Annotated in this window: 7 protein-coding genes and 1 pseudogene (1 of these 8 cut by a window edge); 6 read left to right on the forward strand and 2 right to left on the reverse strand. The window is 59.3% G+C overall.

Going from position 1 to position 10339, the window contains the following annotated elements; translation table 11 throughout:
* The 3 genes and pseudogenes from A3H92_08020 to A3H92_08030 all read left to right on the forward strand — a co-directional run.
* Positions 1-934 (forward strand): annotated as a pseudogene (locus A3H92_08020) (hypothetical protein); it begins 179 nt to the left of the window's first position.
* 6 nt (positions 935-940) lie between these two features.
* Positions 941-2167, forward strand: coding sequence for a glycosyl transferase family 2 (locus tag A3H92_08025; protein OHC75978.1), 1227 nt, complete (start codon positions 941-943; stop codon positions 2165-2167).
* Positions 2154-3521 (forward strand): hypothetical protein, encoded by a 1368-nt coding sequence (locus A3H92_08030; GenBank protein OHC75979.1) that lies wholly within the window; start codon positions 2154-2156, stop codon positions 3519-3521. Before A3H92_08025 ends, A3H92_08030 begins: the two co-directional genes overlap by 14 nt.
* Here the strand turns inward: A3H92_08030 and A3H92_08035 are convergent.
* Both A3H92_08035 and A3H92_08040 read right to left on the reverse strand, forming a co-directional pair.
* Entirely contained in the window at positions 3493-5130 is a 1638-nt protein-coding gene (locus tag A3H92_08035) for a hypothetical protein (protein ID OHC75980.1), read from the reverse strand. The genes A3H92_08030 and A3H92_08035 overlap by 29 nt on opposite strands.
* 5 nt (positions 5131-5135) lie before the next feature.
* Positions 5136-6944 carry a hypothetical protein gene (locus tag A3H92_08040; GenBank protein ID OHC75981.1) on the reverse strand — a complete coding sequence of 603 codons (1809 nt, stop codon included), beginning with the start codon at positions 6942-6944 and terminating at the stop codon, positions 5136-5138.
* A 211-nt stretch (positions 6945-7155) separates the two neighbouring features.
* Here A3H92_08040 and A3H92_08045 point away from each other — a divergent pair, with 211 nt between their 5' ends.
* The 3 genes from A3H92_08045 to A3H92_08055 are packed head-to-tail and all read left to right on the forward strand — an operon-like array spanning position 7156 to position 9925.
* Positions 7156-8133, forward strand: a complete 978-nt coding sequence (locus tag A3H92_08045) for a glycosyl transferase (protein ID OHC75982.1) — start codon at positions 7156-7158, stop codon at positions 8131-8133.
* Positions 8130-8891 (forward strand): glycosyl transferase, encoded by a 762-nt coding sequence (locus A3H92_08050; GenBank protein ID OHC75983.1) that lies wholly within the window; start codon positions 8130-8132, stop codon positions 8889-8891. Before A3H92_08045 ends, A3H92_08050 begins: the two co-directional genes overlap by 4 nt.
* Positions 8891-9925 (forward strand): hypothetical protein, encoded by a 1035-nt coding sequence (locus A3H92_08055; GenBank protein ID OHC75984.1) that lies wholly within the window; start codon positions 8891-8893, stop codon positions 9923-9925. Before A3H92_08050 ends, A3H92_08055 begins: the two co-directional genes overlap by 1 nt.
* Positions 9926-10339: the final 414 nt, after the last annotated feature.

Consider the following 10339-nt stretch of genomic DNA (forward strand, 5'->3'; position numbering starts at 1 on the left):
CGACATTCTCGACTACCGCGAACAGATGCGTAAATTCGTGCAGAACATCAGCAACTATGCGCGAAGCCTGCGCCCCGCCTTCGTGGTGATCCCGCAAAACGGCCCTGAACTGCTGGTCAAGCAGGATGTGGCGGACCCGGAAAAATCGTCTCCGGCCTACGCCTACATGCACTCCATCGACGGCGTTCTGCAGGAAGCGCTGTTTTTCGGCATGGGCGCTCCCGTCAACAAGGACAAGCAGACGGCGTTGCTTGCGCTGACCGATCAGGCCAAGGAAAACGGCCTCAAGGTATTGGTGGTTGACTACGCCGGGAAGGCGGAAACGGCGGATCAATCCTATAGCCTGAATTCCGCCAAGGGCTACATTCCGTTTGCCGCCCATCAACGAATAGAGGATATCAACAGCCTTCCTCCTTACCCTAAACGTCCGGTAAACGAGAATCCTACCAGCATCCTGTCTTTGCGGGACGCCATGAATTTTCTCGTCATCGGGGATTCATCGGCTTTCGGCCGGGTGGATGAATTCGCCATGAAGATACACGACACCAATTATGACGTGGTCATCACCGATATTTTCCATGGCCGCGCCCCTTTAAGCAAAAAAGCCGTGGAGACTCTCAAGTTCAAAAAAGTGGGAGGACGGCGGCTGGTCCTCGCCCATGTAGACATCGGCTCGGCGGCCAGCTACCGCTACTACTGGAAGCCTCACTGGCGGGAGGGATCGCCGTTGTGGATCAACGCCCCGCACCGCGACGATCCCGATAATTATTATGTTCAATACTGGCAACCGGAGTGGCAGAAAGTCATTACCGGAGACGCCCAGTCCTTGATCTCCGGCATCGTCACGCAAGGATTCGACGGGGTTGTGCTGGGCGGCGTCGATGCCTACCTTTTCTTCGAGGGCGCTATCAACGCCGAGGAAGAGGGGCAGTAAAAAAGCATGAGTTTGCCCTCCAAGCATAATGATCAGGCGATCCTGCTTCTGCCCGATAACGACGTTGCCAATCCCGAGATTTCCATCGTTATCCCGGCGATGAACGAGGGAAAAGTAATCTCGCGTTTCATGGACTGGTGCCGCGAAGGCATAGAAAAAGCCGGCGTCAGCGCCGAAATTCTGATCATCGACAGCTCAACCGACAATACCGGCGAAATCGCCCTGGCCAAAGGGGCGCGGGTTCTCAAGACTCCCGGGCGCGGACTGGGACAGGCCTATCGGGACGCCGTTCCGATCATTCGCGGCAAGTATGTGATCTGCGGCGACGCCGACTGCACATACGACTTTCGTGAAATCCTGCCCTTCCTCGCCTTCTTCCGCGAGGGCTATGAATTCGTCATCGGATCGCGCTTCGCCGGCTCTATCGAGACCGACGCCATGCCGCCGCTGCACCGCTATTTCGGCACCCCGCTGACCAACTTCATTCTCAACTTCATTTACGGCTCCGAGTTCTCCGACATTCACTGCGGCATGCGCGGACTGACCCTGGACGCCCTGAAACGGATGAATCTGAGGTCGCGATCATGGGAATACGCTTCGGAGATGATCGTCAAATCGGTGCGCATGAACCTGAAGACGGTGGAAGTGCCGGTGAAGTTCTACAAGGACATCGAAGGTCGCCAAAGCCACCATAAACGAGCGGGCTGGTTCTCGTCGTGGTACGCCGGATGGATCAACCTGCGCACCATGCTGGTCTACGGCGCCGACTTTTTTGTCATGAAGCCGGGCGCCTTGTTGCTCGCCGTCGGCCTGCTTATCACTCTGGCCCTGGCCGGCGGACCCATAACCATAGGCGGCGTCACTTTCTCGCTGAACACCATGATGCTGGGATCGACATTATCCATCGTCGGCCTGCAAAGCGTGTTCCTCGGCTGCATGGCCCAGTCCCTCTATGACCCCAGCGGCGACACCGCCCGACGCCGGCTGAAGGTGTTCGCCTATACGCCGACAATCGCCGGCAGCGCCGTCCTGATGCTGTTGGGGCTGGGCCTCGCCTACGGCTTTCTTGACGCCTACGTCAAGGCGGACTTTACGGTCACGGCGGAACTGCTCACCGCCAACCATATGGCGGTGGCCGGGTTGCTGGCCGTCGTGATGTCATTTTTGACCTTCGTTTCAACCCTGTTGCTGCACGCTATCGCCGCCTCCATGCCGACCGATGGCCGCTCCTGACCCGCGTCAACAATCATATGGCGAAGAGCGCCCGCCGACCTTTGTCGACAAGTTCGGCCATTGGCTCTCGGCGCGACGCATCCGCCTGACGATTAAACGATATCCGGGAGCGAGGATCGGCGACATCGGCTGCGGCTATCATGCCGGCGTCAGCCGCCTGTTTCTGAACGATGCCGAGAGCCTGACCATAACCGACATCAGCATTTCCCCCGAGTTAAAGGCCCACCCCAAGATCACCGCCATTGAAGGGCGTTTGCCGAAGGCGCTGGCCGGGATCGCCGACGCATCGCTGGACGTGGTGATCAGCAATTCGGTGATCGAACACCTGTGGAACCCGGTCGATACCCTTAAAGAGATACGCCGCATAACCGCCCCCGGCGGCATATGCCTGATCAACGCGCCGTCATGGAAGGGCAAGTTCTACCTGGAATTCGCCGCCTATCGCCTCGGCCTCAGCCCGGTCGAGGAAATGGATGACCACAAAACCTATTACGATCCCGACGACCTTCTGCCCCTGCTGATCGAGGCCGGGTTCGACCCCGCCCATATCCGCTGCTTCAGGCACAAGTTCGGACTTAACACCTTCGCCGAGTGCGCCGCGCCGTCAACCAATGCCGAGCCGTGGGACAATCACTGGCGGCGCTACGCCGATTCGGCCAAAGCCAATCCGGCGCAAGCCTTTCGCCGCCGCCTGATTTTCAGGATATTGGAAGACGTCGGTATCGAGACGCAGGCGCATGTCCTCGACATCGGCTGCGGTTCCGGCGATCTGCTGGCTGAACTGAGACGGCGTTATCCGACGACGACCATGGCCGGCGTCGATATCAGCCGCGACGGCCTTGAGGAAACGCAAAGGAAACTGCCCGGCGTCACGCTGGTCCATAGTGATTTGACCGGCCCGCAACCGGAACCCGGAGAGTTGGCCGGATGGGCGACCCACGCCGTCTGTTCCGAAGTGCTGGAACATGTTGACGACCCGACCCGGCTGCTAACCAACGCCGCCGCCATGATGGAGCCGGGGTGCGCCCTGGTCGTGACCGTCCCCGACGGTCCTGTATCAGCCTTTGACCGTCACCTGGGCCACCGCCGCCATTTCACCAAGGCGGAACTCAAGCAGGTGCTGGAGGATGCCGGTTTCAATGTGATCGGAGTCGCCGCCGCCGGCTTCCCTGTCTTCAACTTGTATCGGCTGGCGGTTCTGCTGCGCGGCAAGCGTCTGATCGCCGACGCCGACGGCAAACCCGGCTTGACGGCCCGCGTAGTCATGGCTTTATTTAACCGATTACTGCCGTTGAGCCTGCCTGATGCCCCCTGGGGTTGGCAGATCATCGCCCTGGCCATAAAGAAGGATTGAAGGGTTTGCGGGTAAACGGATCGCCCTTTTTCCGGGGCATGGGGGTAATGGAAATATGGTTGCCGGCGCCCGTGGTCGGCTGCTCCAGCATCAACTCGGCGAAGATATCCTGAAGCGAGATCGTCCGCTCCTCATAACCCTCGGCTGCGCCGGGCATCTTGACGGCAAACAAGGTCGAGAATGTATCGACAAGGTCTGCATCCGAGACGCTGTCATCGGCGGCGGCGCGTGGCTCCGTCAGGGCGATGCGCGAACCGTGATCGCCATGAATGATAATAGTCGCCTCGCCGAATGTTTTGTTTTCACGCATGTCGTTAAACAAGGCGTCCAGTTTTTTATAGGTGCAACGCACCTGATCGAAATAAAGGCGGTAGCGCTGATTTCGGGATTGCGGCGTATTGCCGAACAGAGACTTTGTGCTTTTCAGCCACTCCGCGACATCGGCGCGTATGCGGCATTCCTGATCGAAGATATAGCTGTAATGCGGCAATAGAATATGCGCCAGATAGGCCGCGCCCCGTTCCTGACGGCGAAGGTCAGTCATCACCCGGTCGATGATTTTAATGGACGGAAGGGGATTGATGGTCGGTTCCGCCACTTCCCAGGAGAGCAGGCTTCCGCCGAGGGCGCGATCCGCCCTCTGACGTAGTATTGAAATGAAGTTGTAGGTCAGCGACTCGGAGAAAAAGAGGCCGAGGATAACCCTTGCCTTGGCGCTTGCGGCAAGGTCGGCGTCCATCAGCGAGCCGACGCTGTTGACAGGATAAACGAAGCAATAGTCCACGCTACGGTGGGCGCAGAAATTAAGCAGATCAGTCTGATAAACCCTGATTTTATATCCGTCGCCGGACAATTTATCGAACCGGACATTAGACCGAAGATCAATGCCGCTGAGATTCTCCCCCACCGCGCCTGCTTTCTTTTCGCCCAGCATGCTGGAAAGGGAATCATCAGTCTGTGAGTATTCGCTGAACACGCGCCCGTACAGCCTGAAGCCGAATTCATCGTAAAACTTTATCAACTCCCTCTTTAATTCGGCGCCGCCCGGAATATCAACGGGGATGCCTTCGATGCCGATATGCTCGTCGAGAATGAGGTGAAGGATTACGCCCTTGTTATTTCCCGGCTCGGCGGTTTCTTTGATGGGAAGCTCGCCGTGAACCTTTGCCTCGACCGGCAATATCAGAGCGCCGATCAGCATCACGCCGAAAGTGGTGAGAAAAATGAACCCGAGATGCCGGCGCAGAAGCCACGTCGCCATAAAACAAATGATCAGGCCGGCGACAACCGCTGTCGCCAACAACAGCGGAGATAAAGTTTCACCGGCGAGGCTTGAGAAAAAGCTCGCGGTTTTCTGGTTGCCCGGACGAAACTGCAAATCGGCGAACAACAGAAGCAAAACGGCCAGAAGGGCGGGGCGCAAGGAATGCGGACGAAGGAGAATCAATCCGCTGAACGCCGGCCCCATACACGCCAGCAACAGGCCGCTGAGAATAAGCTCCGGCCTGGACAGATCGTAACTGTGAAAGCGAACGAAGGCGACAAACGGAACCAGCAGCATCACCGGCGGAACGGTCAGATCAAACAGCAGGGTTCTTTTGTCGGCCATGGACGTTACGGCGCCTGTATCCGGAACAGGCGGAACTCGTCCTTCATTTCCGGGGGCAGTTGAACCTCGTCGATCCAGGAGGGAAAGTCGCCGCGCAGCAGGCGCTTGACCAGCACCCTTTGATCCTCTTTTTCGGTGAAATATTTGAAGCTGCCGGGAACGAGGCATATTAAAATGAGGTCGGCGCGGCGCTTGCGCACCAACCTTGTAAGCTCCTGCTCGTCCACGCTTCCCAGCAGCCTGGTAGTGTCGAGAATGCCGGAAGAATTCCTGTGCAACAGCGTCGAAAGCACCAAATGCTTGGTCCTGTACATCAATTCGTTGCCGAAATTCACCGAAGTGACGATGGTGTAGGGACGATCAGCCCAGCGGGGCTGATTAAGAAACGCCGCTACCGTCTTGAGGTCACATTCGCGCTTGAATTCTCCTTTGACCTTCGTCTTCTTGTCATCAAGCAGGGCGACGCCGGCGAGACATGGCCCCATCACCAGCAACAGCACGGCGCCCGCCTTGGCGAGGATGCGCGGCGCTCCTCGAAGACGCGCCGACAGAACGCCGTCGATGCGAAACAGTAAATCGGTCATGGCGACGATGCTGAAAATCCCCAAATACATGGACCAGCGCACCCAGTTGACGGCAAACACCGCGAAGACGGCGACGGCGAGAGCGATAAACAACCAGACCCAGCGCTCCTTGCCCGACCATTCCTCGCGGATGCGCCAAAGGGTCCAGGGCAGGGCAATCAAAACGCCGCCGACGTAAATCAGGAAATGAGCGGTGTCGGCAATGGGGGAATACTCGGCAATGCCCTCGAAAACGGGAAGAAGCTCCGGATCGACATCGGCCATGGGGCCTTTCAGGACATCGGGGAAAATCAGCCATAACGCGGCGAAGACGGCGGCGGCGCCCCCCATGCCGACAACAAGGCGTCCGGCAATGCCCGTTCTTTCCCAATGAGCGCCGACGGCCAGGACGGCGCCCCAGAACGCCAGCAACAGCGCCGCCATGCTCAGGTGAACAATCGAAACCCGGTCGAATTCAACATCAATGTAGTGGCTTGGCCCGCGCTCAACCAACAGCGCCAGCGTCAGCCCCGCCGCCAGACCGAAGACCAGATAAAAGTTCAACCGCGCCGCCTCTTTCTCCCCCGCCACCCACATCAGGCCCGTAATCGACAGGCACAGGCCGAGAAAGACAAATGCTTCGGTTCCTGACCACACCCCGACGGCGACCACGGCGCCCGCCGCCATGGCGCACCCGTCCCGACCCGAAAGAGCACGCGCCAGAAAGCCGAAGGCCAGAACCGTGATCAAGGCGAACAACAGGTGATGGTCGGCGTGGCCGGCGATGGCGTATCCCAGCACCCCGAAGCTGGTGGCGGTCAGCGCTCCGGCGACATAGGCCCCGGCGCGACCGATAAGCGGAGACGCCGCCCACGCCAGCGCCAACGCCGTCAACACATGCAGCAACGGACTGACAACGGCGCCGGCATAATAGAGCGCCTTGGCGAAGCCGAGAAACGGCGTCATCGGCACGGCAAGCGACAACAGGATAACATCGAACAGGCGCGTCCAGTGCAGGGTGTCGCCGAAGGGAGCGTTGGAGCGCGGAATAACGGAATTGAACCACTCTCCGCTCTCGTAAAGCAGGGTAACGCGCACCAGCCGCGCAAAACTGTCGCCGTCGGCCATGTCGCCGTTGACCACCAGCCAATCAAACCCCAGATACCACGCAATATGAACCATGGCGACAAAGGCCGCCGTCGCCATCATGAATCCTGGTTCAAGGGGAGGAAATTTTCCGGTTTCAATCATCAACGCATGATATGTCCGCCGCAGGCAACATTCAATCCGTCCTGACGCGCCGATCCGATCATCCGGCCCCTCCTTGGCAAGGAGGGGTAAAAATGGGCGGACTCCTTGGCAAGGAGGGGAAAAAAGTGGAAAAATTCTCCCCCTTGCTTTAAAGGGGGAGTTAGAGGGGGTCATGGATCAATGATTAAGGCCTATGCTCTAAGGAGGCTCCGTGACCAAGCGGATTTTGTTTATTTCTTCAACGCGCGTCGGCGACGCCATCTTGTCGACCGGTCTGCTCGATCACCTGATCGGCGAGAACCCGGACGCCCGCATCACCGTCGCCTGCGGGCCGGCGGCGGCGAATCTGTTTGAAACGACGCCCAACCTGGAGCGCATTATCGTGCTGAACAAGATGGCGTTCTCCATGCACTGGCCGATGCTGTTGGCGGCTTGCATCGGACGCTACTGGGACATCCTGGTCGATCTCAGAAACTCCCCCATGTACTACATGCTGGCGGCGGGCAAGCGTCGGCGCATGGGGAAAAGCCGCGACGGCATTCACCGCATCCGCCAGTTGGCCGAAGTGATCGGCCTGGCCGACGCTCCTCCGGCGCCGCGACTATGGATCAACGGCAAACATGTCGAGGCGGCGCAACGCCATATTCCCGACGGAACGCCGGTGCTGGCGGTGGGACCGACCGCTAACTGGCGGGCCAAGACATGGTCGGTCGGACGCTTCGCCGAACTGATCGAACGCCTGTGCGCCGCCGACGGCATCCTTCCCGGCGCCCGCGTCGCCGTACTCGGACGCGATGACGAACGGCCGATGGCCCTCGGCCTGATTGACGCCATCCCCGAACAACGACGCATCGATCTGGTAGGCAAGCTGGACCTGCTGGACGCCTTCGCCTGCCTGAAGCGGTGCGCCTTCTACGTCGGCAACGACTCGGGACTGATGCATCTGGCGGCGGCTTCCGGCATTCCCACCCTCGGCCTTTTCGGTCCCAGCATGGCGAAACATTACGCTCCGTGGGGACCGCTGTGCGACGCGGCCCAAACCAGCGTTCCCTTCGAGAAAATTTTTCCCCCTGAATTTGATCACCGCAACACCGACACCCTGATGGACAGCCTGTCGGTGGATACGGCGGAAGAAGCCGCCCGAAACCTGTGGAAACGGGCCGTTGAAGCAGGAAAAGGCCTGTCATGAGCGCGGACATCAAGCTTTCGGCGGTGATCTCCGTCCGCAACGAGGAGGCTCAACTGGCAAAATGCCTGGAGCGCCTGACCTTCGCCGACGAGATTGTGGTGCTGCTGGATAAATGCATCGACGGCTCCGAAGACATCGCCGGGCGCTTCACCGACCGCATCGTCAAAGGCTCGTGGGACACCGAAGGCAAGCGCCGCAACGCCGCCATCGAGGCCTGCCGGGGCCGATGGATATTCGAGATCGACGCCGACGAACGGGTTCCCGAAGCCCTGGCCGAAGAAATCCGCTATACCGTCGAAACATCTCCCTATGATCGGCATGAGATTTTGGTGGACAACTACATCGGCGGCAAACTGGTGCGCTGGGGCTGGGGATGCTCCTTCGGCAAGGCCGCCTATCCGGGACTGTTCCGCAAGGGGTCCAAGATATGGGGCGACCAGCGGGTCCACCCCAGGCTGCAATGGTCGGGACAGAAGGGAGCGATGCTGAAAAGCCGGCTTGACCATCTGGTGGATCGCAATATCTCGGACATGATCAGGCGCCTGGACAACTATTCATCGGCGCGCGCCAAAGACCTCAGGGATGCGGGCGAGATCGGCTCCCTGGCCGACAATATCCGGCGGCTGTTTTCGCGCTTCTTCAAGTGCTATGTGATGCGCAAGGGCTACCGCGAGGGCGGCTACGGCCTGCTGATCGCTCTTTGCGCCGGGCTTTACCCTCTGCTGTCTCACCTCAAGGCCAAGCTGGAGAAAGATTAGTGTCGCGCATCGTGCTGGCCGACGACGGCATCAGCTTTGACGGCAGGACCATGGAAAGCAAGCCGCTGGGCGGCGTTGAATCCTCGGTGGTATTCCTTTTCGATGAACTGGCGAAGCGCGGCCACGAAGTGACGGTGTGCAACAAATGCGAATCCGCCATGACCCATAACGGCGTCCGCTGGTCTCCCATCGCCGACGGCCTTCCGCCGAGCGCCGACCTTTACATCGCCAACCGGGGCGACAAGCTGATCCCCCTGATGCCGGGAGCGCGACGCACCGTTTTCTGGATCCATAACCCGGCGCAATATCTGTTGAAATGGCGCTATCTGTCAAAGCTGTGGCGCATCCGCCCGGCCATCATTTTTATCGGCGAGTATCACGCCGCCACCTATCCGCGTTGGGCGCCCGACGGCGGCAGGGTGGTGATTCCCTACGGCATTCCCGACATCTTTCTTGACGCCGAAACGGCGACCGATCCGCCGCCGCCGAGAGCGGTGTTTACCTCCAATCCGTTGCGTTCGCTGGACTGGTTGCTGGAGCTGTGGGACGACGCCATCCACCCCCGCATGCCGCAAGCCGAACTGCATATCTTTTCCGGCGCCGCCACCTACGGACAGGTGGGGGACGCCAAGCGGCGCGAAATGGAGGCGGTTCTTGACCGCGCCCGCTCAATGTCCGAACGGGGCGTCGTCCTGCGCGGTCCCGTCGCCAAGAGGCAACTGGCCGAAGAACTGCGCGCCGCCAGGGTGATGCTTTACCGTGGCGACGTCAACGAGACCTTCTGCCTGGCGGTGGGCGAGGCCCAGGCCATGGGAACGCCGGCGGTCGTGCAGAATCTGGGAAGCGTCGCGGAGCGGGTCATCGACGGCGAAACAGGGTTCATCGCCGACGGCGACGAGGCCTTCGCCGAAGCGGCGGTCAGGCTGCTTTCGGATGACGATCTATGGCGTAAACAACACGCCGCCGCCTTGGACAAACAGCGCCGCTGGGACTGGCCGCAGGCCGCCGCCGCCTTCGAGGCGCTGATTCCTTGAGCGACGTTTGCGCCGCAAACCCCTCCTGACCTCCCCTTCGTAAGGGGAGGAATTTTTTCTATCTCGCGCCATCCGCTTTCCTCTCTTTGCCAAGAAGGACAACCATTTTTCCCCTCCTTACCAAGGAGGGGGCGGGGGAGGTTGCTGCTGAAAACCGTATTTTCGGATTAAAGATAACCTGTCATACCGATTGGGTATCTATTAATTATTGCATGAAAAACGGTGCCGGCATGAAAAGGAGATACGGGGATGCAAGGGAGATAAAAAGAGATAAGAATAGCAGTGAAATATTTTTGTTGGCGTTAACCACAGAGGCGCAGAGACACAGAGAAGATTTAGTCCCCTGTTAAAAACTCCGAACGCCCTTGATTTGCCGGGCGGTTTTAGCGATTTGACGTAGTCGGATTTGCAAGA

This window comes from Rhodospirillales bacterium RIFCSPLOWO2_02_FULL_58_16 (genome assembly GCA_001830425.1).
Classification (GTDB): Bacteria; Pseudomonadota; Alphaproteobacteria; order Rhodospirillales; family 2-02-FULL-58-16; genus 2-02-FULL-58-16.

Excerpts from the sequence above, each read along its gene's own strand:
- A3H92_08025 (OHC75978.1), top strand. The coding sequence starts at position 941 with ATGAGTTTGCCCTCCAAGCATAATGATCAGGCGATCCTGCTTCTGCCC.
- A3H92_08030 (OHC75979.1), top strand. The coding sequence starts at position 2,154 with ATGGCCGCTCCTGACCCGCGTCAACAATCATATGGCGAAGAGCGCCCG.
- A3H92_08035 (OHC75980.1), bottom strand. The coding sequence starts at position 5,130 with ATGGCCGACAAAAGAACCCTGCTGTTTGATCTGACCGTTCCGCCGGTG.
- A3H92_08040 (OHC75981.1), bottom strand. The coding sequence starts at position 6,944 with ATGATTGAAACCGGAAAATTTCCTCCCCTTGAACCAGGATTCATGATG.
- A3H92_08050 (OHC75983.1), top strand. The coding sequence starts at position 8,130 with ATGAGCGCGGACATCAAGCTTTCGGCGGTGATCTCCGTCCGCAACGAG.